This window comes from Lentibacillus kimchii (genome assembly GCF_042666895.1).
Taxonomy (GTDB): Bacteria; Bacillota; Bacilli; order Bacillales; family Amphibacillaceae; genus Lentibacillus; species Lentibacillus kimchii.
Map to the genome: position 1 here is coordinate 98,716 of NZ_JBHTGR010000001.1, position 24,986 is coordinate 123,701.

The 24,986-nt window shown below is 45.1% G+C and carries 23 protein-coding genes; 22 read left to right on the forward strand and 1 reads right to left on the reverse strand.

The features are described from left to right. The first annotated feature begins 117 nt into the window (after window positions 1-117). The 14 genes from sigG (at window position 118) to ACFQU8_RS00615 (ending at window position 12,842) form a co-directional block, all read left to right on the forward strand. Window positions 118-897, forward strand: coding sequence for an RNA polymerase sporulation sigma factor SigG (sigG, locus tag ACFQU8_RS00550; protein WP_382357203.1), 780 nt, complete (start codon window positions 118-120; stop codon window positions 895-897). Window positions 898-1,094: 197 nt separating this feature from the next. Then, a complete protein-coding gene (locus ACFQU8_RS00555; RefSeq protein ID WP_382357204.1) occupies window positions 1,095-1,367 on the forward strand; it encodes a YlmC/YmxH family sporulation protein in 273 nt (90 codons plus the stop codon). A gap of 50 nt (window positions 1,368-1,417) precedes the next feature. Next, entirely contained in the window at window positions 1,418-2,212 is a 795-nt protein-coding gene (gene pgeF, locus ACFQU8_RS00560; RefSeq protein ID WP_382357205.1) for a peptidoglycan editing factor PgeF, read from the forward strand. 23 nt (window positions 2,213-2,235) lie between these two features. Next, window positions 2,236-2,907, forward strand: coding sequence for a YggS family pyridoxal phosphate-dependent enzyme (locus ACFQU8_RS00565; protein ID WP_382357362.1), 672 nt, complete (start codon window positions 2,236-2,238; stop codon window positions 2,905-2,907). A 15-nt stretch (window positions 2,908-2,922) separates the two neighbouring features. After that, window positions 2,923-3,357: a cell division protein SepF gene (locus tag ACFQU8_RS00570; protein ID WP_382357206.1), complete on the forward strand. Its 435-nt coding sequence runs from the start codon at window positions 2,923-2,925 to the stop codon at window positions 3,355-3,357. 6 nt (window positions 3,358-3,363) lie between these two features. Beyond that, on the forward strand, window positions 3,364-3,627 hold the full coding sequence (locus ACFQU8_RS00575; RefSeq protein WP_382357363.1) for a YggT family protein: 264 nt from the start codon (window positions 3,364-3,366) through the stop codon (window positions 3,625-3,627). Between the two features lie 12 nt (window positions 3,628-3,639). Next, entirely contained in the window at window positions 3,640-4,416 is a 777-nt protein-coding gene (locus ACFQU8_RS00580) for a YlmH family RNA-binding protein (protein WP_382357207.1), read from the forward strand. A gap of 134 nt (window positions 4,417-4,550) precedes the next feature. Next, window positions 4,551-5,078, forward strand: a complete 528-nt coding sequence (locus ACFQU8_RS00585; RefSeq protein WP_382357208.1) for a DivIVA domain-containing protein — start codon at window positions 4,551-4,553, stop codon at window positions 5,076-5,078. Between the two features lie 326 nt (window positions 5,079-5,404). Continuing rightward, entirely contained in the window at window positions 5,405-8,161 is a 2,757-nt protein-coding gene (gene ileS / locus ACFQU8_RS00590; protein ID WP_382357209.1) for an isoleucine--tRNA ligase, read from the forward strand. Between the two features lie 124 nt (window positions 8,162-8,285). Beyond that, a complete protein-coding gene (gene lspA, locus ACFQU8_RS00595) occupies window positions 8,286-8,780 on the forward strand; it encodes a signal peptidase II (RefSeq protein ID WP_382357210.1) in 495 nt (164 codons plus the stop codon). Continuing rightward, the gene (locus ACFQU8_RS00600; protein ID WP_382357211.1) at window positions 8,749-9,666 is read left to right on the forward strand and encodes an RluA family pseudouridine synthase; all 918 of its coding nucleotides are present in this window, start codon (window positions 8,749-8,751) and stop codon (window positions 9,664-9,666) included. Before lspA ends, ACFQU8_RS00600 begins: the two co-directional genes overlap by 32 nt. A gap of 171 nt (window positions 9,667-9,837) precedes the next feature. Continuing rightward, window positions 9,838-10,380, forward strand: coding sequence for a bifunctional pyr operon transcriptional regulator/uracil phosphoribosyltransferase PyrR (pyrR, locus tag ACFQU8_RS00605; protein WP_382357212.1), 543 nt, complete (start codon window positions 9,838-9,840; stop codon window positions 10,378-10,380). A 137-nt stretch (window positions 10,381-10,517) separates the two neighbouring features. Next, the gene (locus ACFQU8_RS00610; RefSeq protein WP_382357213.1) at window positions 10,518-11,906 is read left to right on the forward strand and encodes a solute carrier family 23 protein; all 1,389 of its coding nucleotides are present in this window, start codon (window positions 10,518-10,520) and stop codon (window positions 11,904-11,906) included. Between the two features lie 75 nt (window positions 11,907-11,981). After that, complete coding sequence (locus ACFQU8_RS00615) at window positions 11,982-12,842, forward strand: LysR family transcriptional regulator (protein ID WP_382357214.1); 861 nt, start codon at window positions 11,982-11,984, stop codon at window positions 12,840-12,842. Between the two features lie 106 nt (window positions 12,843-12,948). On the opposite strand, the gene ACFQU8_RS00620 is transcribed toward ACFQU8_RS00615, so the two are convergent. Continuing rightward, the gene (locus tag ACFQU8_RS00620) at window positions 12,949-14,655 is read right to left on the reverse strand and encodes an Rqc2 family fibronectin-binding protein (RefSeq protein ID WP_382357215.1); all 1,707 of its coding nucleotides are present in this window, start codon (window positions 14,653-14,655) and stop codon (window positions 12,949-12,951) included. A gap of 213 nt (window positions 14,656-14,868) precedes the next feature. On the opposite strand from ACFQU8_RS00620, the gene ACFQU8_RS00625 reads away from it, so the two are divergent. The 8 genes from ACFQU8_RS00625 to rsmB all read left to right on the forward strand — a co-directional run bounded on the left by ACFQU8_RS00625 (window position 14,869) and on the right by rsmB (window position 24,946). Further along, window positions 14,869-17,523 carry a calcium-translocating P-type ATPase, SERCA-type gene (locus ACFQU8_RS00625; protein WP_382357216.1) on the forward strand — a complete coding sequence of 885 codons (2,655 nt, stop codon included), beginning with the start codon at window positions 14,869-14,871 and terminating at the stop codon, window positions 17,521-17,523. A 312-nt stretch (window positions 17,524-17,835) separates the two neighbouring features. Further along, window positions 17,836-18,102: an extracellular matrix/biofilm regulator RemA gene (remA, locus tag ACFQU8_RS00630; protein ID WP_382357217.1), complete on the forward strand. Its 267-nt coding sequence runs from the start codon at window positions 17,836-17,838 to the stop codon at window positions 18,100-18,102. Window positions 18,103-18,113: 11 nt separating this feature from the next. Then, window positions 18,114-18,731, forward strand: coding sequence for a guanylate kinase (gmk, locus tag ACFQU8_RS00635; RefSeq protein ID WP_382357218.1), 618 nt, complete (start codon window positions 18,114-18,116; stop codon window positions 18,729-18,731). Window positions 18,732-18,738: 7 nt separating this feature from the next. Continuing rightward, window positions 18,739-18,939 (forward strand): DNA-directed RNA polymerase subunit omega, encoded by a 201-nt coding sequence (gene rpoZ / locus ACFQU8_RS00640; RefSeq protein ID WP_382357364.1) that lies wholly within the window; start codon window positions 18,739-18,741, stop codon window positions 18,937-18,939. 73 nt (window positions 18,940-19,012) lie between these two features. Continuing rightward, on the forward strand, window positions 19,013-20,221 hold the full coding sequence (coaBC, locus tag ACFQU8_RS00645; protein WP_382357219.1) for a bifunctional phosphopantothenoylcysteine decarboxylase/phosphopantothenate--cysteine ligase CoaBC: 1,209 nt from the start codon (window positions 19,013-19,015) through the stop codon (window positions 20,219-20,221). Beyond that, window positions 20,218-22,626, forward strand: a complete 2,409-nt coding sequence (gene priA / locus ACFQU8_RS00650; protein ID WP_382357220.1) for a primosomal protein N' — start codon at window positions 20,218-20,220, stop codon at window positions 22,624-22,626. The genes coaBC and priA overlap by 4 nt, the downstream gene beginning before the upstream one ends. 28 nt (window positions 22,627-22,654) lie before the next feature. Continuing rightward, window positions 22,655-23,596 carry a methionyl-tRNA formyltransferase gene (gene fmt, locus ACFQU8_RS00655; RefSeq protein WP_382357221.1) on the forward strand — a complete coding sequence of 314 codons (942 nt, stop codon included), beginning with the start codon at window positions 22,655-22,657 and terminating at the stop codon, window positions 23,594-23,596. Continuing rightward, the gene (gene rsmB, locus ACFQU8_RS00660) at window positions 23,597-24,946 is read left to right on the forward strand and encodes a 16S rRNA (cytosine(967)-C(5))-methyltransferase RsmB (RefSeq protein WP_382357222.1); all 1,350 of its coding nucleotides are present in this window, start codon (window positions 23,597-23,599) and stop codon (window positions 24,944-24,946) included. The last annotated feature ends 40 nt before the right edge of the window (window positions 24,947-24,986 follow it).

The window sequence follows — 24,986 nt, forward strand, 5'->3', positions numbered from 1 at the left end:
ACGTGAGACGTGATTTCAGGCGAATTATCACGTTCCAGTCATCATACCTGACTGCATAAAAACCATCCTCCGCGGAGATACTGCTCATGAACAGCATTTCCATCAGGAGGGTGAATCATGACAAAACATAAAGTCGAAATTTGCGGAGTTGATACATCAAAGTTACCCGTATTAAAGAATGGTGAAATGCGTGAATTATTTAAACGAATACAAGATGGTGATTTAGCAGCAAGGGAGGAACTGGTGAATGGCAACTTACGTCTCGTGCTAAGTGTTATTCAGCGTTTCAATAATCGCGGTGAATATGGTGATGATTTATTTCAGGTTGGCTGTATTGGACTTATGAAATCAATCGATAATTTTGATTTGCGCCATAATGTAAAGTTTTCCACGTATGCTGTCCCAATGATTATCGGTGAAATCAGACGCTATTTGCGGGATAATAATCCGATTCGGGTGTCAAGATCTTTGCGGGATACCGCTTACAAAGCACTGCAAGTCAGAGAAACACTCATTAATAAAACCTCCAGAGAACCGTCCGCTATGGAAATCGCTAAAGAGATGGAGGTTGATCATTCCGAAATTGTATTTGCCATGGATGCTATACAGGATCCTGTTTCCCTTTTTGAGCCCATTTACAATGATGGCGGCGATCCGATATATATCATGGACCAGGTGAGTGATGATAAAGATAAAGATTCGGCATGGGTTGACAAACTGTCTTTGAAAGAGGGCATGTATCAGCTTGATGACCGTGAAAATTCAATCCTCAATAAACGGTTTTTTCAAGGAAAAACCCAAATGGAGGTCGCTGATGAAATCGGCATATCACAAGCTCAGGTTTCCCGGCTGGAGAAGTCGGCGATTGACCAGGTAAATAAAGAAATGTTCGAATAATATAGAACGGTAAACAGCAAATAGCAGTGCTGCACTTATAGCATTTCAGAGCAGAATTCAATAATGGCTGCATACGACCTCAACATTAATTTGGGGTCTTTTTCTTGTTTTCCTGCTCAGTCGTTTTTGGGCAGCTGCCAGCATAATATTTTGCCCATATGTATGCATATAATGCCTTAATAAGGCAGGTGAACTTGATGATAACGTTATCTGAACTGCAAGTAAAAGAAGTTATTGTGATGACCAGCGGGAAACGGCTTGGGCACATATCTGATCTGGAAGTAGACGGCGATTTGGGAAAAATTACAGCACTCGTGATCCCGATTAAAGACAAAGCATCAGGTTTTTTCGCTAAGTCGGATGAAATGATTATACCCTGGCATTATATTGAAGTGATCGGTACCGATGTGATTCTAGTTCACGAGATAACGTCTCCTTCTTTATATCCGGACCAGCAATTGCTCGAATAATCACAGAAGTATGATAAAATAGGGTCAAGGTAGATAGAAGGAGGCTATACATGCTAGAGCCGTTTCAGCAGCAGACAGATATAAATTTGGCGCTCACGGAATGGGAGCATCGAGTGCCAGGGCTGAAAGCTGGTTTTACAACACATAACAGCGAGCAAGAAAGGCTCAACATGGGATTATATACAAACGATCAGCCGGATAAAGTCATAAATAATCGGCGACAGCTGGCAAGTCGTGTCGGATTCCCCCTGGAAAGCTGGGTTGCCGGCGAACAAATACATCAGACAAAGACCCATTTTGTAACTGAAAAAGACAAGGGCAAAGGTGCAGCTGACTATACAGCGTCATTAAAGGGAACGGACGGTCTGATAACACATAAAACGGGGATACTCTGTACAGCCGTATTTGCCGATTGTGTTCCGCTCTTCTTTCTGGATCCGGTTACAGGTTATATCGGCTTGGCGCACGCTGGCTGGAAAGGAACTGTTGCCCGTATGGGTCAAAAAATGGTTGAAGCGTTCCAGGCAAGAGGAGCTGATCCTGCAGCGATGCTTGTTGCCATTGGACCATGTATTTCCCGCGATGTTTATGAGGTGGATGAAGAAGTCATTCGTCATATTCCCAGTGCGCTGCGCGAAAAGACCGTAACATCCCTGGATGATCACCGTTTTTTGGTTGATTTGAAGCAATTAAACATCGAAATCCTTTTACAACAAGGTATTTTCCGTCATAATATAGACGTAACAAATTATTGCACGTTCCGAGATGAATCACTATTTTTCTCGCACCGGCGCAGCCGTGGAAATACTGGGAGAATGCTTGGTTATATTGGATATGAAAAATGATTACCGGGAAGGACATGGCTATTATGGATGCTGCAGCTAATTTACGCCAAATCAATGCTAATATTCAACAAGCTTGTGCTAATAGTAATCGCAGTCCCAATGAAATTACCATCATTGGTGTGACGAAATATGTTACAATAGAACGTGCAGAAGAAGCTGTGAATGCAGGAGTCCGTCATCTTGGTGAAAATCGCCTGGAAGGCCTGCGAGAGAAGCAGACCCGTCTACAGGACAGAGCTGCCTGGCATTTCATTGGTACACTGCAGTCAAAAAAAGTCAAAGACGTGATCACAAAAGTCGATGCCATCCATTCGCTTGACCGGATGTCGCTGGCCAAAGAAATTAATAAACGTGCTGAAAAGCCGGCAGACTGTTTTGTTCAAGTGAATGTGGGCGGCGAAGAAACAAAGCATGGCCTTAAACCTGATGAGACACTAGCGTTTATTAAAGATCTGAAAAACTTGGAAAATGTGCGGATAGCTGGCCTTATGACAATGGCGCCGTACACAGACGATGAACAGCGTCTGCGCCGTTTTTTCAGGGAAATGGTTTCTCTAAGGGATACTGTAAAGGCTGAGCAGCTTCCTCATGCTCCTTGTCCGTATTTGTCCATGGGCATGAGCAATGATTACCAGATTGCAATAGAAGAAGGGGCAACACATATACGCATCGGGTCCAAGCTTGTAGGAGCTTGAAAACGGGGTGACAAAATGAGTATTAAAAATAAAATAAAGACTTTTTTCACAATGGAAGATGATTATGAGTATGTTGATGAAGAGGAATCAATGGATATGAACGATCCTCAGCAACAGCAGACCAAAAAAAGCAACGTGGTTAACTTAACGGCAATGGAAGGGCCGGCATCGAAAGTTGTGTTATGTGAACCGCGTAATTACAATGAGGCACAGGAAATAGCTGATAATGTCGTTAACAAACGAGCCGTCATTATTAACCTGCAGCGGGTTGATTACCAGCAAGCCAAACGTATCATCGATTTCCTCAGTGGAACCGTGTATGCTGTTAATGGCGATATCCAAAAGCTTGGTGACGAAACATTCCTGTGTGCACCTGATAATGTCGACGTTTCGGGTTCCATTACCGAGGCATTTCTTGAAGAAAACGAAGAACATAATAAAGGATGGTAGCAAATGATGCAATCACTATTCAGCCTGCTGTCAGTGGCGTTGGAACTGTACAGTTTTGCTATAATAATCTATATACTTATGTCCTGGTTCCCCGGGGCACGCGAATCATCAATTGGCACTTTTTTGACCAAAATCTGTGAACCGTATCTTGAACCGTTCCGGCGCATTATCCCTTCAATTGGTATGATTGATATTTCCCCAATTGTAGCCATTTTAGTTCTGTCTTTTGCCAGAAGTCTTGGACTGCCTGTCCTGTTTAGCTGGCTTTAGAGGTTCGTAGTCATGGATATCTATCAGCATTTTCGAAAAGAAGAGCAGCCTTTTATTGATCAGGTGCTGTCCTGGCTGGACCAGGTGGAAAAAACATACCAAAGCAAACTGACGGATTTTCTTAACCCGCGCGAACAGAAAATTGTTGACATGCTTACTGGGACAAGCATGATGGATCTGAGGGTTCTGAAACACGGCGGGAGCATAAATGCTGAGCGGCAGCGGGTCATCATTGCCCCAGAGTATGAAGAAGTGACAGAAGACGCGTTTCAGCTCACCTTGCTGCAGGGAACTTATCACACAAAATTTGTCAGTCTTACTCACCGTGATGTAATGGGTGCTTTTCTGTCTATCGGACTTAAGCGCCAAAAACTCGGCGATATTATAGTTGAGAATGGTTTGGTTCAAATTATAACGGCCCAGGAAATGGCCCCTTTCGTTCTGACCAATCTGACAGAAATCAAGCATACACATACACGTCTCTCGGAAAAGCCATTGTCATCTGCGGTGGCCGGAAGCGGAGACTGGGTGACATCTGATCATATCGTCACCTCATTGCGGCTGGATACAGTGGTAACAGCTATTTATCGCCTCTCCCGAAAAACGGCAGCCGACATGATCGCAAAAGGCTATGTAAAGGTTAATTATCAAGTGATTGACGACCGCAAATTTTCGGTGGATGCAGGTGACATGATTTCGATCCGGGGGAAAGGTCGGAGCAGGCTGGTTAGCTTTAACGGTTATACGAAAAAAGATAAGGTCAGTATTACCGCTGCAATTTTAAAATAATTGGCTGAAATAGCAGGATTTTTAGTGTTTCTGTCGAAATTACTGTCTTTAGAAGGCGAATGTAAAACGGAACCGGATGGTTGGATGAACCCGCATCTTTTAATAATCGGGAAGCATTGAAGGAGGTGCCCTGCGTGTCATTAACACCGCTGGACATTCATAATAAAGAGTTTACAAGAGGTTTTCGAGGCTATGATGAAGATGAAGTGAACGAATTTTTGGACCAGGTTATTAAAGACTATGAAGTTACGATTCGCGAGAAGAAAGAATTGCAGGAAAAAGTGGATGAACTGAATGAAAAACTGAGTCATTTCACGAGTATTGAGAGCACACTTAATAATTCGATTCTGGCCGCCCAGGAAACGGCGGAGGATTTGAAAGGCAATGCCCAGAAAGAATCCAAACTTATCATTAAGGAAGCTGAGAAAAACGCTGACCGGATCGTCAATGAATCGTTGAATAAGTCACGACGGATTGAAATGGATATAGAGGAACTGAAAAAACAGGCAAATGTTTTCCGAACGCGATTGAAATCGCTCGTGCAAGCACAGCTCGATGTCATTGATTCAGGTGACTGGGATGATTTATTCACTGAGAAAGAAGACGAGGAAAATCCGGACTACAGCGAAGACGCGTCGAAATATGCAGAAACCAAAAGCTAGACCTTGACGTTTACGGCTATTTTACATATAATGCTTATAAACTAATATGCCATATGAAGACGGAGACATGAGGGATACTGATCTGTCCAGCGAATCAGGAAATGGTGGAAGCCTGAAGCAGTGGTGTATCCTGACCATCACTCCCGAGTATTTATTCTGAATCGAAGTAGGAATGAACGGCTTATTCACGTTACGAATCCTCAAGTGAATTTAAAAATAGCTATAAATCATTTTTAAGTTTATAAGGGTGGTACCGCGGGTCTTCTCGTTCCTTTTTGGATGAGAAGATTTTTTATTTTTAACGAATTACACGAAGGAGTGACAAAATGGATTATAAAGACACGCTATTAATGCCAAATACAGCGTTCCCAATGCGCGGAAACTTGCCTAATAAAGAACCAGAACGGCAAAAAAAGTGGGAGAGCGACCATATTTATGAAAAAGATATGGAACGTACTAAAGACCGTCCGTTGTTTATTTTGCACGATGGTCCGCCATTTGCTAATGGCGATCTGCATATCGGACATGCACTTAATAAGGTATTGAAAGATTTTATCACCCGCTATAAGTCCATGAGCGGCTATCACGCTCCTTATGTGCCTGGCTGGGACACACATGGCCTGCCAATTGAAACGGCTTTGAAGAAAAAGAAAAATGTTGACCATAAAACAATGAGTATCGCGGAATTTCGGCAAAAGTGCGCCGACTATGCCATGAAGCAGCTCGATAATCAGCGTGAACAGTTCAAAAAGCTGGGTGTTCGGGGTGACTGGGAAAATCCGTATATCACGCTTACAAATGACTATGAGGCCGCACAAATCAGGGTGTTCGGTGAGATGGCCAAAAAAGGATATATTTATCGGGGACTTAAACCGGTTTACTGGTCACCATCATCTGAGTCAGCATTGGCTGAAGCAGAAATTGAATATTACGATAAACGCTCGCCATCCATTTATGTGGCTTTTGACGTCAAAGATGGCAACGATGTACTTGATGGTGACGAAAAATTCATCGTTTGGACAACAACACCATGGACGATTCCGGCTAATCTTGGGATTGCACTGAACCCGGAACTGACATATGTGGTGGCTGCTGTTAATGGTGAAAAATATATAGTCGCTGAGGCGCTGCTGGAAACCATCGCAAACGAACTGGGATGGGAAACACCAGACGTCATTAAAACATTTAAAGGCGACCGCGCCGAGCGTGTTGTAGCAAAGCATCCGTTTTATGACCGTGATTCACTGGTCATGCTGGGCGAACATGTGACAACTGATGCCGGGACTGGTTGCGTGCATACAGCGCCGGGACATGGGGGAGATGACTTCTATATGTCACGCTCCTATGGTATCGAACCGTTGTCCCCTGTTGATGACAAAGGCTGTTTCACAGATGAAGCACCTGGTTTTGAAGGGGTGTTTTATGATAAAGCAAATAAACTGGTGACTGAAAAACTGGAGGCGTCCGGTTCGCTGCTCAAATTGGCGTTTGTCACCCATTCGTATCCGCACGATTGGCGTACGAAAAAACCGACGATTTTCCGTGCAACGTCACAGTGGTTTGCCTCGATTAAAGATTTTCGTCAGGACATTCTTGAGGAGATTAACCGTATTCAATGGTATCCATCATGGGGTCAGGCACGGCTTTATAATATGGTTCGCGACCGTGCTGATTGGTGTATTTCCCGTCAGCGCACATGGGGCGTACCTATTCCTGTCTTTTATGCTGAAGATGGAACGCCACTGATTACGGATGATATCATCCAGCATGTTTCACAATTATTCGCGGAACATGGCTCAAATATTTGGTTTGAATGGGAAACAGGCGATTTGCTGCCTGATGGATTTACGTCGGAACACAGTCCAAATGGGATATTCACCAAAGAAACGGATATTATGGATGTCTGGTTTGACTCAGGTTCTTCCCATGAAGCTGTCTTAAACGAACGAACGGATCAGCAGCGTCCAGCTGATGTTTATCTTGAAGGCAGTGATCAGTACCGCGGCTGGTTCAATTCATCTATCTCCACAGCTGTGGCTGTTACTGGCAGAGCACCATATGAAGCTGTTATCAGTCACGGTTTTACACTGGATGGCAATGGCCGAAAAATGAGCAAATCACTCGGGAATGTTATGGATCCGCTAAAACTGCAGAAACAATTGGGGATCGACATCTTCCGTCTCTGGGTGTCATCCGTCGATTATCAGTCCGATGTGCGTATTTCTCAGGAGATTTTGAAACAAGTGTCCGAGGGTTACCGCAAAATCCGTAATACCGTCCGCTTTATGCTGGGCAATTTAGCTGACTTTGACCCGCAAAAAGACATCGTTCCGGAAGCGGAAATGGAAGAAGCTGACCGTTATATGCTGCACCGTCTGCAAACAATGCTGAAACGGGCTCGCGACAACTATGACATCTATGAGTTTTCACCGGTGTATTCGGCGATTCATAATTTCTGTGCTGGTGACTTAAGTTCTTTCTATCTCGATTTTGCCAAGGATATTCTGTATATCGAAGCAGCAGATAGTCCCCGGCGCCGGAGCATCCAGACTGCCTATTATGAAATCATAACAACCCTGGTGAAATTGCTGACACCGATCATTCCACATACAGCTGATGAGATGTGGGATTATATCCCTGGTGCTGCAGAAGAAAGTGTACAGCTCACGGACATTCCAGAGCCAAGGGAAATTATCGGTTTTGGTGATCAAAAAGCGAAGTGGGATCACTTCATGGACATCCGGGATGACGTTTTGAAGGCATTGGAGGAAGCTCGGGAAAAGAAAGTTATCGGTAAACCATTGGAAGCCAGAATCACCATTGTCCCTAAAGATGATCAGACTAAACATGTGCTTGAAAGTATTAACAATCTGCACCAGCTGTTCATTGTTTCAGAGGCTGTCTTAACGGACAACGCCCCTGAGGCCGGCGATTACCAATTTGTTAATGTTCAAGTTGAAAAGCATCCTGGTGAGACATGTGCACGCTGCTGGACAGCTGATGAATCTGTTGGCAACGACACGGATTATCCGGATTTATGCTCCCGGTGTGCCGGTATTGTAAAAGAGCATTACAGTGTGTAATTGATTAAAATCTGAAAAGGTGTCTGACTTTTACGATCCCGTTCCAGAAGTCAGACCCTTTTCAGCATTGTTATAAACTGCAGATCGTTTGGCAGTAACGAAGACATGACTCGGAGGAACTTACATGTATTTATATTACATATTGGCATTAGTGGTGATTGCCGTTGATCAGCTGACCAAATGGGCAGTCGTTAAAACGATGGAAATGGGTGACCAGATAACCGTTATTGAGCATTTTTTCTATTTAACGTCACATCGTAATAGCGGGGCAGCCTGGGGCATTCTGCAAGGACAAATGGGGCTTTTTTATATCATCACCGTCATCGTTGTTGCTGGCATCATTTACTTTATGCAGCACTATGCTAAAGATAGCAGGCTGCTGGCAATTGCGCTGAGTGTCATTCTCGGAGGGGCTATTGGGAATTTTATAGACCGGTTATTCCGGCATGAAGTGGTAGACTTTTTTGACTTTATAATCTTCAGCTACGACTATCCTATATTTAACATTGCCGATTCAGCCCTGGTCGTTGGTGTTATTCTGGTTATTATCATAACTATTAATGACGAAAGAAAGGAAAAAAAGCGACATGACAAATCAGCACATGGTGACAGAAAATGAACAGAATAAGCGCGTCGATAAATTGCTTACGGAGCTGATAGGTGACATCTCGCGTTCTCAAGTGCAAACCTGGCTCGCGGATGGGCATGTCCATGTTAATAATGGCCGTGTTAAAGCACATTATAAGTGTCAGGCGGAGGATATGATTGAATGGTCCCTGCCTGAAACGGAGGAAACGGCGATTGAACCGGAGGCCATTCCGCTGTCAATTGTTTATGAGGATGACGATTTGCTCGTTGTTAACAAGCCAAGGGGAATGGTCATTCATCCATCAGCGGGACACAGCAACGGCACACTGGTAAATGCGCTGTTGCATCATTGTGATCATCTATCTGAGATTAATGGCCCCAATCGGCCGGGCATTGTTCACCGTATCGATAAGGATACAAGCGGGCTGGTAGCTGTGGCCAAAAATGATCAGGCTCATATCAATCTTGCAGAGCAGCTATCGACGAAAACAATGGAACGGCAGTATGAAGCCGTTGTTCATGGCGTGATAAATCATGAAACAGGTTTGATTGATGCGCCAATTGGCCGGGATCCAAATGATCGGAAAAGGATGGGCATTGTTGAGACTGGCAAAGATGCTGTTACACATTTTCGCGTGCTGGCACGGTTTAATGGTTTTACGCATGTATCCTGCCGGCTGGAAACCGGCCGCACACATCAGATTCGTGTTCATATGAAATATAGTGGTTATCCGATTGCAGGAGACCCGAAGTACGGGCCTCGAAAGACTCTGGATACCGGTGGGCAGGTGCTGTATGCGAAATCGCTGCAGTTTAATCATCCGAGAACAGCCGAGCCGCTTTATTTCGATGTCGCAGCACCGGAATACTTTCAGGAATTGTTAGCCCAATTAAAAAAAGATGTTGACAGGAGCTGAAAGGTCTGCCAAACTATGCTTAATGTCATAATGCACCTTTAATTTTGGTCCGGTGAGGCTTAAAAGGTAGCGGTAGCGTGCCGTCTGTTCAACAGACACAGATGACGCACAAAATCCCTTTTACCTCATTGGTGAAAGGGATTTTTCAGTTTTAGGGAGGAGTGATGATAATTGCGGAAAAAAACAGTTTTGCTTGATCAGGCTGGCGTGGATCGTTCACTAACACGGATAGCCCATGAAATTCTTGAAAAAAATAAGGGAGGCGGCGATCTTGTGCTGACCGGTATCAAAACACGCGGTATTCCGCTGACAAAACGGCTGCAGGGCAAGATCCAGCAGATTGAAGGTGTCACGGTGCCGACAGGTGAACTGGACATTACGCTATACCGTGATGATTTGACTGAAGTGACTGACGACCGGGAGCCAGCTTTAAAGGAAACATTGATTAATACATCCTTATATAATAAAAAAGTAATCCTGCTCGATGATGTGCTTTATACGGGCAGGACAGTCCGGGCCGCGCTGGATGCTGTTATGGATATTGACAGGCCCTCACAGATCCAGCTGGGCGTACTGGTTGACCGGGGTCACCGGGAGTTGCCAATACGAGCCGACTATGTCGGGAAAAACATTCCGACATCTCGTGAAGAAGTGGTCAGTGTGCAGCTCCAGGAAGTGGACGGACAGGATGATGTCAGCCTATATGAAAACTAAATCAGCTGACCTTTAATTAAATCCCGAGAGATTTAAAAGGTTGCTTACAGGATGCGTCGTCACGGATGCGTTTACCTCTTTGCAGCCTTTTGCAAAGAGGTTTTTTTGTGACTTGAACATAAACAGGAGGCGATTAGATGAGCGAGCAAAAAATGGTGATGGATGTTCATGAAATACCGAGACTGCGAAGGTGGATCATTCTCAGTCTGCAGCATTTATTTGCTATGTTTGGTTCAACCATTCTGGTTCCGTTTCTGACTGGTTTATCACCCGCAGTAGCCTTGATCTCAAGCGGCTTGGGGACACTGGCATACCTGGTGATTACAAAAGGGAAGATTCCAGCTTATCTGGGATCAAGTTTTGCGTTTATCGCACCAATTGTTGGGGCAAGTGCTGCAAGCGGCCCAGCTGGTGCCATGATTGGAACGTTTCTGGCGGGTGTGGTTTATGGTGCTGTCGCACTGCTTATTCGTTTGTCAGGCATGAACTGGCTGATGAGGCTGTTACCGCCGGTCGTTGTTGGGCCTGTTATTATCGTTATTGGTCTGGGACTCGCGTCAACAGCGATTGATATGTCCATGTACCTGCCAGGACCGGATGAAGATGTTTATAGTATAACGCATTTCAGTGTGGCACTCTTTACGCTGGCGGTTACGATTATCGCGTCCATTTATTTTAAAGGCTTCTTCAGTTTGATTCCGATTTTAATCGGCATTGTGGCAGGCTATGGCTTTGCTCTTGTTCAGGGAATTGTCGATACAGCAGAAGTTGAAACGGAGTGGGCTGCTATCACTTCTTCAGGATCGATAAGTGAATTTTTCCAGGCTTTATTTAAATTACCGGAATTCGTCGTACCATTTGTTGACTATTCACCGTTTGAAATAATCAGTGGTGACATCGTCCTGTTAATGGCACCTGTTGCTCTGGTCACCATTGCTGAGCATATCGGTGATCAAATGGTACTTTCCAAAGTAGCTGGCCGCAACTTCCTGGAAAGACCAGGCTTACACCGCTCCATTATGGGTGATGGTGCGGCAACCATTATTGCATCTCTTTTGGGAGGACCGCCCAATACCACATACGGTGAAAATATTGGTGTTTTGTCGATAACACGCGTGTTCAGTGTTTTTGTCGTCGGAGGAGCTGCTGTCTTTGCCATCTGTTTTGGATTTATTGGTCTCATTACGGCTTTAATCAGTTCCATCCCTTCTGCTGTGATTGGCGGAATCTCGATTCTCTTATTCGGAATTATTGCGTCAAATGGGCTGCGAATGCTGATTGATAATCAGGTTGATTTAAGTGATAAGCGAAATCTGGTGATTGCTTCTGTCATTCTCGTTATTGGTGTAGGTGGTGCCTTCATTCAGCTGACAGATAACTTGCAAATTGCTGGCATGGCTTTGTCAGCCATTATTGGGGTCTTGCTCAATCTCGTTCTGCCGGGTAAAGAAAAAGGTTATGGCAATGGCACGATGTTTGCTGACATGGACACAGCCGAATCTGATCATGATGACAGTGCGGCGTAAGTCATAGTCATTATGAAACCAATGCGTTATAATAATGGTTATATTAACTATCCTTATTAATTGGGGCGTTTCATGATGAAGATAGATGATTATGCTTTACTGCTGAAATTAAATGAAGTCGGGACAATTCGCGGGACGGCAAAGGCTGTCTTAATCTCCCAGCCGGCAGTGACGCAGCGACTCAAATATATTGAGGACTATTTTGGAGGGGCGATTTTTATCCGCACATCCAAAAGTCTACTGCTGACACCGGCTGGTGAAATGATTCTGCAGCACGCCCGGAAAGTAATGGATGAGGAAAACACCATCATGAATGCACTTGCTGAATCAAGCGGCGATGTCCAGGGACGCTTGTCAATTGCTTGTTCATCACTTGTCAGTCAGCGTTTTCTTCCATCGATTCTGGGTAAATTTACAGCAGCCTATCCAAAAGTGGCTGTTGATTTGGTAACCGGTCTCAGCGAGTCGATTAAACGGGAATATAAAAACTATCATGTCTGTATTATACGGGGAGAAAAGCTGAAGGAAACCGTTAATGACTTATTGTTTGACGATCCCTTATACATGTTTGATACCCAGCCCTTTCCTGTAGATAAACTAAAGGAACGGCCGCTGATCTCATTCAAAAGTGATGATAGTATGCATGAACTCGTTGATAATTGGCTTTATCATCACCAGGCGCAAATTCAGCCAATTAAGATGCTTCATGTGGACCAGATTGAAACATGTAAGCAATTTATGAAACAGGGGCTGGGAATGGCTGTTTTACCCGGAAGTGTTTCGGCTTCGTTAATGAATGATTATCCGCATATTCCGCTTATGCTGGATGGTAAGACCATTACCCGCGCTACTTGGGTCTGTTATCAGGAAGGAGTGCGCCGTTTACCGCAAGTTGATCAGTTTTTGAAGGCAGTCTCGAATGAAACATTTATTTAAGCATCTATCACGAGACTTATTCAAGCGCTGTGACTGATTTTCTGTGTCAGGACAGAGGATAGCGTTTTGCACGACGTTTCAGGAGCATTGAAAGATGGATAGCTGGTCATCCATCTTTCAATGCTTCAATCAGCCGTTTTTCCGGTGTGACAAATAATGTTTTCTGGTTATTGTACGTAACAAAGCCTGGTTTGGAGCCATTTGGTTTCCATACATGCCGTACTCTGGTGTAATCAACAGGAACAGATGATGACTGGGATGATTTGCTGAAGTAAGCTGCCAGCTGGGCTGCTTCCTGTAATGTCTCATCGGCAGGATCCTGGCCGCGGATAACGACATGTGATCCAGGGATGTTTTGAGTATGCAGCCAGATGTCATCACGGTTTGCCATCTTCATAGTTACATAGTCGTTCTGTTTATTATTTTTACCAACCAAAACGGGCGTCCCGTCGGATGTGGTGAACCGTTCCGGACTGGGCTTTGCCGGTTTCTTTTTGCGCTTTCCCTGCTTTTGTTTCTTCAAATAGCCTTCTTCTCTTAGTTCATCACGGATTTCTTCTATATCAGCCAGACGCGCGGTATCAATTTGCTGCAGCAGCTGATCCAGGTAAGTGATCTCCTGTTGGGCCTTAACTATTTCCTGCTGCACCTTGTCTTTTGATGTTTTTAATTTTTGATACGTTTTAAAGAAATTCTGGGCATTTTCACTTGGCGTTTTGTTCGGATCCAAATCGATGGTTATCGTGTTTTGTTCCGGGTCATAGTAGTCGATCACCTGAGCGTCCTTGTCACCTTGTTTAACCTGATGCATATGAGCGGTCAAAAGCTCACCCAGACGCTGATAGGTAGCGGCATGTTCTGCTTTTTTTAATGTTTTTTCGTGTTTTTTCAATTTCCGGTTGTTTTTGTCTTTCTCATTTTTTAGGAACTGGTATAAATCTTTTGCCTGCTGCTTCACCCGGTCGCGTTCAGCTTTACCGGAAAAGAAAGCATCAAGCATTGAATTTGGATCGCTAAACACGTCTGCTTCACCGTTTGCATGTGTGATCGGCAATACATGAAAGTCTTCTTTCCCGTTCCTGTAAATGCCGGGTGAATAGCGGTTCGTCTTTATGGCTTCTTGCATATTGGCAAATGCGTTCTGATACGCCTCAATCGACCCGAGTTTTGCCTGATAAGCAATTTCCTCGGCGAGAAAAGGCGAGAAGCCCATGATTGTTCCGACAATCTGATTGCCTACTTTCCCGCTGTTGAAGTCCAGTTTTTGAATAAATGCTTCACTGCTGATTTGCAATGGGTCAGCTTTGTTCTGGCTAGGCGGCAGTCGATAGGTATGCCCCGGCAAAATGGTCCGGTAACGATTTTGTGAGGCCGGCACGTGTTTCAGACTGTCTAAAATATGCCCTCTATCACCATCAACAAGCGTGATATTACTGTGTTTGCCCATCAATTCGATAACCAGTTTCTTGCTCGTCATATCCCCTATCTCATTCCGGGACTGGACTGAAAGTGTAATAATCCGCTCCATGCCATATTGTTCAAGCGATTCAATGACGGCACCAGACAGGTGCTTCCGGAGCAGCATGCAGAACATTGGAGGTTCTTTTGGATTTTGATAGGTCTCATGTGTCACGTGCATGCGGGCATATACCGAATGAACGGACAACAGAAGTGAATGGTTCTGCCCTTGACTGCGTATGGTGATAATCAGCTCTGTATCTGTAGGCTGATGTATTTTGGCGATTCTCCCTGGTATGATCTTTTCCTGCAGATCGTTTGTAACCGCGCGGGTAACAATTCCATCATATGGCATCTAATCACTTCTCCTTGTATTCCAGACGAACCGTTAGCCCCGAGAGGCTCTTGTAACGCATGCTGATCAGCATGCAAGCAGCAAAACATCTGTATCAAATCCGCCTGCTTTTCATAATGTCAGTATAGCATGTTTCCAGACAAGTCTGCATAGATATTGGTATACAGACTGACGCGCAAAAGATTTTCCTGATGAAGCTGGAGGGAATGCAGGATGAAATGGTATCAGATGGATGTGGATGTGGTCGAGCAAAAATTGCACGTCACGACAAAGCAGGGCCTGTCGGATAAACAAGTGGACAAGCGCCGGAGACAGGATGGTGAAAATCGGCTGGCCTCAGAAGAAAGAACATCCAGATGGCTGATTTTTTTGAAACAATTCCAGGATTTCATGGTACTGGTACTTCTGGCCGCTACACTTATTGCCGGCATGCTGGGGGAATATGTTGATGCAATAGCTATTATCATCATCGTACTGGTTAATGGAATTCTCGGCTATTTTCAAGAACAAAGAGCGGAAAAGTCGCTCGATAAATTAAAAGAAATGGCAGCACCTGTGGCTACGGTACTGCGTGATGGGACGTGGCAAAAAGTCCTGTCACAGGATTTGGTAGCAGGTGATGTTGTGCGGGTTAGCAGTGGTGACAGGGTGCCAGCTGACATCCGGGTGACTCAGGCTAATCATCTGGAAACAGAAGAATCAGCTTTAACCGGCGAATCCTTGCCGGTTATGAAACATGCATCCCCGATTTCGAAAGATCAGCTTGAAGCGCAGGATCAAGTAAATATGGGGTTTATGAATACAATTGTGACGCGAGGAAATGGAACAGGAATCGTTGTTGGTACAGGTATGCGTACCGTTATGGGACAAATTGCATCGCTGATGACCCAAACGAAAAAAACAACAACACCGCTTGAACATAAACTTGCTGAACTGGGTAAAATTCTGATTGCAGTAGCACTCCTTTTGACAGCTTTAGTTGTCCTGGCCGGTGTTTATCAGGGTCACTCGGTTTACAATATGTTTCTGGCAGGCGTATCGCTGGCCGTGGCCGCCATACCTGAGGGGCTGCCGGCTATTGTGACCGTTGCTCTGTCGCTGGGTGTTCAGCGTATGATTAAGAAGAAGGCTATTGTCAGGAAACTGTCGGCGGTTGAAACACTGGGCTGTGCTTCAGTTATTTGTTCAGACAAGACAGGTACCATGACGGAAAATAAAATGACGGTTAAAGAAGTTTTTCTCAATCATAAAACACTTGATGTAACGGGGGAAGGCTATAAGGCAAAAGGTGATATTTATCTGGAGCAGGACAAAGTTGACAGGAACTTTCCGAATCTGGAACAAATGTTTCTTTATGGCATGGTGTGCAATAATGCTTCATTAATGGTTAAGAAAGGCCATTATTATGTTGATGGTGATCCCACAGATGGTGCGTTGCTTGTGGCCGCCCGAAAACTTGACATGTCGCATCAGCTTCAGGATAACTACCGAATTATTAGAGAAATGCCTTTTGATTCTGAACGTAAGCGGATGAGTGTAGTCGTTGAAGATGACAATAAAATGCGCTTTTTGATTACGAAAGGCGCCCCTGAAGTTCTTCTGCCGCGATCAGCTTACGTCATGAATGAACACGGACGAAAGCAAATGCAGCGGGATGATCAGCAGTCAATCGAACGAGCAATTGATAACATGGCGGAAAAGGCATTGCGCACACTGGCAATAGGTATGAAACCACTTGCGAAAAACACACCTTTGGATTCAGTGGAACTGGAAAATGATCTGTCATTCATCGGTTTATACGGCATGATGGACCCGCCAAGACAAGAGGTGAAATCAGCTATTGCCGAATCCCGTGAAGCAGGCATCAAATCTGTCATGATCACGGGCGACCATGAAAAAACCGCCCGCGCCATTGCAAGAGAACTGAATCTGCTTCCGGAAGACGGCATGGTTCTGGATGGTGCGCAGCTGAATGCTATGTCAATTGAAGAACTGCGTGACGTTATTGACCAGGTCTACGTGTTTGCAAGGGTGACCCCGGAACACAAGCTTAAAATTGTCGAGGCGTTTCAGGAGGAAGGTCATATTGTTGCTATGACCGGTGATGGCGTGAACGATGCCCCGGCAATTAAGGCTAGTGATATTGGAATCAGCATGGGGTATAGTGGGACAGATGTTACGAAGGAAGCCTCGTCACTTATTTTAATGGATGATAATTTTGCGACCATTAAGTCGGCAATTATTGAGGGACGTAATATCTATGAAAACATCCGCAAATTCATCCGTTATTTACTGGCTTCTAATGTTGGGGAAATTTTAGTCATGCTTTTGGCGATGCTGTTAGCTATGCCGCTGCCGCTAGTGCCGGTACAGATTTTATGGGTGAATTTGGTCACAGATGGATTGCCGGCAATGGCCCTGGGACTGGATCAGCCAGAAAACGATGTCACGCGGCGCGGTCCAAGGAATCCAAAAGAAGGCATCTTCGCCAGAGGTCTTGGTTTTCAAGTTATCAGTCGCGGTTTTTTGATCGGAATTGCTGCTCTGACTGCCTTTATGATGGCCTTTCAGGGTGATCCGGATCAATTGATATATGCCCAGACGATCACTTTCACGACACTGGTGATGGCTCAGCTGATTCATGTTTTTGATTGCCGCAGTGAGCATTCAATATTTGCCAGAAATCCATTTGAAAACCGGTTTTTAGTGCTGGCAGTCCTGTCATCCATTCTGCTGCTTTTAGTCGTTATCTATTGGTCGCCTTTACAGCCAATTTTTCATACAACTGCTCTGGGCGTGAGAGATTGGGTGCTTGTTCTTGGTTTAAGTGTCATCCCGAGTGTTCTATTCGGGTTCAGTAAAAAATAAGGTTTATGTCCCTTCTTTTAAGCACAGCGCCCCTATGCGTTAGAGGGTAACTCTATTCGCTGGGGACGCGCAGACAAGAAGGGTTTTTCTTTATTGTCATAATTGGTATAATGACGTTATATAGAAACGTGCTTGATTAAGAGATATCCCCATTGCGATCGCCGTCACGTTTAAGCAGCTGCCTGTAAGATGGCAAATGCTTGTGTTCTGACTTTTATTTACATTATAATAGGTTTATTAATCATTTTGAACTGATTCCGTCGACAGAGAGAAAAGAGACGTTGATACGCAAACATTTAAGGGGGAGCCAATTTGAGTTTACGATTAATCAATATAGGATTCGGAAACGTGGTTTCAGCTAACCGGGTCATTTCAATTGTGTCACCGGAATCGGCGCCGGTTAAACGAATCATTACGGTCGCACGTGACGCAGAGAAACTGGTGGATGCCACCTATGGGCGGCGTACACGTGCTGTTATCATAACAGACAGCGACCATGTTGTTCTCTCGGCTGTACAGCCAGAAACTGTCGGACAGCGCGTTATCAGTCATGAAGATGCTGTAGACGAGAATAGCTAGGAGGAAACGTTTTGCTTGATGAAAAAGGCATTTTATTTGTTTTATCCGGCCCCTCAGGTGTGGGAAAAGGGACCGTCAGAAAGGACCTGTTTAAGCAGTCAAATGATCTGGCGTATTCAATTTCCATGACGACCCGGGAAAAACGGCTTGGGGAAGCTGAAGGCATTGATTATTTTTACAAAACAAATGATGAATTTGAACAGCTCATTGCGGATGGAGAGCTTTTGGAATATGCCCGTTTTGTCAACAATTATTACGGAACACCGAGGCGCTATGTAGAAGATACATTGCGGAGCGGGAAGGATGTCTTTCTGGAAATTGAAGTGCAGGGTGCTGTACAGGTGAAAGAAAATTTTCCAGAGGGCGTTTTCATTTTTCTATTCCCTCCCAGTCTTGAGGAATTAAAAAACCGGATTGTTGAACGGGGAACCGAATCGCAGGATGCCGTATTGAACCGGTTGAAAGAAGCGGAAAATGAGATTGACATGATGGACGTTTACGATTATGTTGTGGTTAATGATGATGTGAATACAGCTGTTTCCAAGATCCAGTCCATCATCCAAAGTGAACATTGCAAGCGCGAGCGAATCGCGAGACAATATAAGCAAATATTAAAGGAGGAATCCTAATATGTCCATGCTGGAACCATCTGTTGATGATTTACAGACAAAAATCAGTTCTAAATACACACTGGCTACGATTGCAGCTAAGCGTGCACGGGAGATACAGGAAACAGATAGAGTCCTGGTCGATCATCCGAAATCAAATAAGTACGTTGGTCAGGCACTTGAAGAAGTGATGGCGGAAAAAGTGTTCGTAAAAGAAGATAGCAAATAAAGCGTCTCGCAACCCCCCGCTGTTTAACCTGCGGGGGGTTTATGTTTTGACATGTTTCCCGGGAGGGTGGCGTATGATGCAAAATAGACACATACTTCTTGGTGTATCAGGAGGTATTGCTGCTTACAAAGCGTGTGCTTTAACGAGCAAACTGACACAGCAGGGGGCACAAGTCAAAGTGATTATGACCCGGAATGCGGAGAAGTTTGTCTCACCTCTGACATTTCAGGCTCTATCACGAAACCCGGTTTATACAGACACTTTTGATGAAAAAGATCCGGAAAAAATTGCCCATATTGACTTAGCTGACTGGGCTGACATAACGATTCTTGCACCGGCAACAGCTAATATTATTGGAAAACTTGCAGGCGGAATCGCTGATGATATGCTGTCAACTGTCCTTCTTGCCACACAGTCCAGTGTTTATATCGCACCAGCGATGAATGTCCATATGTATGCACACCCCGCTGTAATGAAGAATATGCAGCAGCTTGATGCTTGGGGCTATCACTTTATCGAACCGGGGGATGGCTATTTGGCGTGCGGCTATGTCGGCAAAGGAAGACTGGAAGAGCCGGAAAGCATTATGACAGCAGTAGACGAGCATTATTCAGGTGATGCTCCACTGGCCGGCAAACATGTGCTGATATCCGCAGGTCCCACACAGGAAAAAATCGATCCTGTCCGTTTCTTCACAAATCATTCCACAGGAAAAATGGGTTTTGCTCTGGCAGAGGAAGCAGCAAGTTTAGGTGCCAGCGTGACTCTGGTTGCCGGTCCGGTAAGTCTGACAACGCGCCATCAGCAGATTAACCGCGTTGATGTCGTCACATCAGAAGAGATGTATCAGAAAATGCATGCATATTTCCCGCAGAGTGATATTGTTGTTAAAGCAGCTGCCGTTGCGGATTATCAGCCGAAACACGCCTATAATGAAAAACTGAAAAAACAGTCAGATGACTGGCGCATTGACATGGAGCGGACAAAGGATATTCTGCAGTCTCTTGGTAATTTAAAGGGCAAGCAATTTCTGGCAGGTTTTGCAGCGGAAACCACACATCCGGTGGACGCCGGCATAAGAAAATTGCAACAGAAAAAACTCGATGCTGTCATCATTAATGATCTAGGGGCTGATGGTGCTGGTTTCGGAGGCGATACCAATGCCGTAACCTATGTTAACAGCGCCCAGGATAAACAAGAGCTGACACTAAAATCCAAGCAGGCTATCGCTCGGGAGATCATGCTGTTAATCGCTCGTGATATGAAGGCTGAGACAACGTGACGATTGCGAATGTGATTGTTGATGTGCCGGCCAGTTCAATTAATCAGACATTTGACTATACGATACCCGAACGTTTCCGTGACATTCTGCAGCCTGGCATGCGCGTCATTGTTCCTTTTGGTCCGCGTAAGGTCATGGGGTATGTCGTGAGCTTAGCAGATGAATCATCCTTCGATAAGCTTAAAGAGTTGGCGGATGTTCTTGACTTGACCCCAATCCTGACACCGGAATTGCTTGATCTCGGCAAATGGCTCGCTGAAGAAACGTTGAGCTTATATATTACAGCGTACCAGGCGATGTTGCCGCAAGTCTTAAAAGCAAATTATAAAAAAGAACTTGAACGCCTGCGTCAGGATTCGCTTTCCAGTGAACTCGAAGCGTTTTTTGCCGGCAGGGATTTTGTTCCGTATGAAGAGCTGGATAACGGACATGTCCGTTTTTCAAAAGTCCAAAAAGCTATACAGGATGGGGACATAACGGTTCATTATTTGGTTAAGTCACGTGTGACAAAGAAATATGTCACATATCTGGAGCCGGCACGAGAACCGCATCTGCTGGAAGAGGCACTGCAGGATATGTCAGACAGGGCGAAAAAGCAGCAGCAGTTACTCACTTTTTTTATTGAACAGCCACAGGAAATCAAGCTAAAGACGGTTATGAAAAAATTTAACACGACACGGGCCACAATTAACACACTGATTTCTAAAGGCTTGCTCAGATCGTTCAGACAAGAAGTCTACAGGAACCCGTATGCGCAAACTCAGTTTGACAGAACGGAGCCGCTTGAATTGACATCTGAACAGCACGAAGCTATCAAACCTGTTCTGCACAGAATTCGGGATCATGCGCACGAGGTATTTCTTCTGCATGGCGTCACGGGCAGCGGAAAAACGGAAATCTATTTACAGACCATCCAGGAGGTTATTGACCGTGGGGAAGAAGCGATTGTACTGGTGCCGGAAATCTCTTTAACACCGCAAATGGTTAACCGGTTTAAAGCTAGGTTCGGTTCCAATGTCGCAGTCCTGCACAGCGGTTTATCCCAGGGTGAGAAATATGATGAGTGGCGACGCGTTCAGCAAAACGAAGTTCAGGTGGTGGTTGGAGCCAGATCAGCCGTGTTTGCTCCATTTGAAAACCTGGGTATCATCATTATTGATGAGGAACATGAAACCAGCTATAAACAGGAAGATCAGCCCCGTTATCATGCGCGCGATGTAGCAATCCATCGCGGCGATTACCATCATTGTCCTGTCGTTTTGGGAAGTGCGACACCAGCTTTGGAGTCTTACGCGCGAGCGCATAAAGGCGTTTATAACTTACAGACTCTGAGCAAACGGACGAATGATAAAGCAATGCCGGATGTTCATGTTGTGGATATGCGCGAGGAGCTGCATGCAGGCAATCGCACTATGTTTTCCCGGCATTTAAAGGAATCGATGGAACAGCGCATCAGCCGTGGTGAGCAGGTCGTTCTTTTGTTAAACCGGCGCGGCTATTCTACGTTTGTCATGTGCCGGGAATGCGGTCACGTCCGGGAATGCCCACATTGTGATATTGCGCTGACATTTCACAAACACAGCAATCAGCTCAGGTGTCATTACTGTTCATATGAAGAGCCTGTGCCCATGTATTGCCCTATGTGCAGCAGTGATTTAATCCGCTTTTTTGGAACGGGAACACAACGCATAGAAGAGGCGCTGACACAATTGATGCCCGAGGTACGCCTATTAAGAATGGATGTTGATACAACCCAGCGGAAGGGAGCCCACGAGAAACTGCTCAATCAATTTGCTAACCAGGAAGCAGATATTTTGCTGGGAACCCAGATGATCGCCAAAGGGCTTGATTTTGAAAATGTCACGCTTGTTGGCGTTTTAACAGCTGATTCCATGCTTAACCTGCCGGATTTTCGAGCATCCGAAAAAACATTCCAGCTCTTGACACAGGTGAGCGGACGTGCAGGCAGACATGATTTGCCTGGTGAGGTTATTGTCCAGACCTATACACCAGATCACTACAGTATTGAACTGGCAAGCCGCTATGATTACTGGCAGTTCTACCAGCAGGAGATGAAGATGCGGAAAAGATTTCAGTATCCGCCCTACATGTTTTTATCTTTAGTCACCATTTCTCATGAAAATCATGTTACAGCTATACAGACTGCCCAGCAAATTGCCAAACAACTATGGAAGTATGTGCGTCAGGATACCGTTATCCTGGGTCCAACTCCGTCACCAATAGCCCGGGTAAAAGATCGCTACCGCTACCAATGCATGATAAAATACAAGCATGAGCCAGAGCTGCGCGCATTAATTAATAAAATTATTCGTCAATTTGCCGATGATATGCGTAAACGAGACCTGCAAATATCTGTGGATATGCAGCCATACCAGTTAATGTAAATATAGTTAACGGAAAGGAGTGAGTTGGATGAAACGTGTTATTTTTATGGGGACACCTGATTTTGCTGTACCGATTCTGGAGGCCCTGATTAAGACAGACTGTAAGCCAATGCTGGTTGTGACACAGCCGGATCGTCCCAAAGGCCGCAAAAAAGTGATGACACCTCCCCCAGTCAAAGAGGCAGCAGAGAAACACGCTTTACCGGTATTGCAGCCAGAAAAACTGAAAGATGATTACCAAACGATTCTTGACTATGAACCGGACATTATCATAACGGCTGCTTACGGCCAAATTTTACCGAAGGCCATACTTGAAACGCCGGTATTTGGGTGCATTAATGTACATGCGTCCCTGCTGCCGGAATTGCGAGGCGGTGCTCCGATTCATCATGCGATTTTACAAGGCAAACAGGAGACAGGGATTTCCATTATGTATATGGATGAAAAAATGGATACAGGTGATATTATCAGCCAGGAGACCGTGCCGATTAAAAGTAATGACCATGTAGACATACTGCATGATAAACTGGCTGAAACAGGAGCACGTCTCCTAACTGATACGCTTCCTGATTTATTTGCCGGAAATATTAGCCCTGTCAGTCAAAATCACGATTCAGCAACTTATGCCATGACAATCAAGCGCAAGCAGGAAGAAATAAACTGGCGCGAGTCACACGAGGTGATTTATAATCACATTAGAGGGCTGCATCCCTGGCCGGTTGCCTTTACAACGTATAATGGCCAGGTTATGAAAATCTGGTGGGGTGAAATGGATGATACAATCTATACAGGCGAACCGGGTGAGATTGTCCAGATTATCGGCGATGACGCTTTTATCGTTGTCTGTGGTGATCAACAGGGTATAAAAGTGACTGAAATTCAGCCCGCCGGTAAAAAGCGCATGAGTGTTAACCAGTACTTGCAAGGCTCATCGGATCGGATTAAAACAGGTACGTTAATGGGGGATTAAATGACTGACTATCATGTAAGAGACACCATTCTTCAGCTGCTTGTTCGCATTGAACAGGATAGCGGCTTCAGTCATTTGCTGATAGATCAAGAAATCAAAGCTCAAAACATCTCATCAAACGATCAAGCACTTTTGACAGAAATTGTCTATGGGACCATTCAGCGTCAATTAACGCTGGATTATTATCTCAAGCCTTTTATCCATTCACGCAAAAAGCTGCAGTTATGGGTCCGTATGTTGCTCCGGATGTCTGTCTATCAAATGCAGTTTCTGGATAAGGTCCCAGACCATGCGGTTATACACGAAGCGGTGGAAATTGCCAAACGTCGCGGTCATAAAGGCATTGTCTCGTTTGTGAATGGTGTTCTGCGAAGCGTGCAGCGCCAGGGTGTTCCTGATATAGATGCTATTCAGGACGCCGCAGAACGGCTGGCTGTGGAGACAAGCCACCCAATATGGCTCGTAAGGAACTGGCTGGATGTGTACGGTTATGATTTGACACGAGACATGTGCCGTGCCAATCTTGAACGAAAGCCTTTGAGTATCCGGGTGCAGCCGTTAAAAATCACACGTGACAGGGCAATGGATGAACTGTATAAACTTGGCTTTTCAACCCGCAAATCGAATTTTTCCGATCAAGGCATTATTGTTGATGAAGGCAATATAATACATACATGGCTTTTTCAGGAAGGCTATGTAACGATTCAGGATCAAAGTTCAATGCTGGTAACGGAGATGCTTAATGCTGAACCGGGTCTGGACGTATTGGATGCCTGCAGTGCACCTGGCGGCAAGGCAACGCATACTGCTGAGAAAATGCAGGACGACGGGACCGTTGCCGCTTATGATCTGCAAGCCAAAAAGGCGAAGCAAGTCAGGCAAAAAGCAGCCCAGCTTGATCTAACAATTATCAATGCCCAAGCCGGTGATGCTCGTAAACTGCAGGAACAGTACAAAAAAGAACGTTTTGACCGGATTCTGGTGGATGCTCCCTGTACGGGTTTTGGCGTTATCCGCGGTAAACCGGATATTAAGTACCACAAGGAAGAAAGGGACAGTGAGCGGCTAGCGGAAATTCAGCTTGCTATACTGGAAGAAGTGGCTCCCCTGTTAAAACCAGATGGCTTGCTGCTTTACAGTACTTGTACAGTTGGAGAAAAAGAAAATAATGATGTCATTACAAATTTCCTGGCCACTAGTACCAATTTTGTTGTGGACAAACGTTTTTTTGAACAATTGCCTGCCGAGATCCGGCAGTCACCCGGCTGCACGGAAAATGGCTTGCAGCTGTTTCCGCAGACGTTTTCGACTGATGGATTTTTCATCACGCGGCTTAAACGAAAGGCTTGATACTTGCAATTTAAAGTGGACAGGTTGCTGTCGAGAGGTG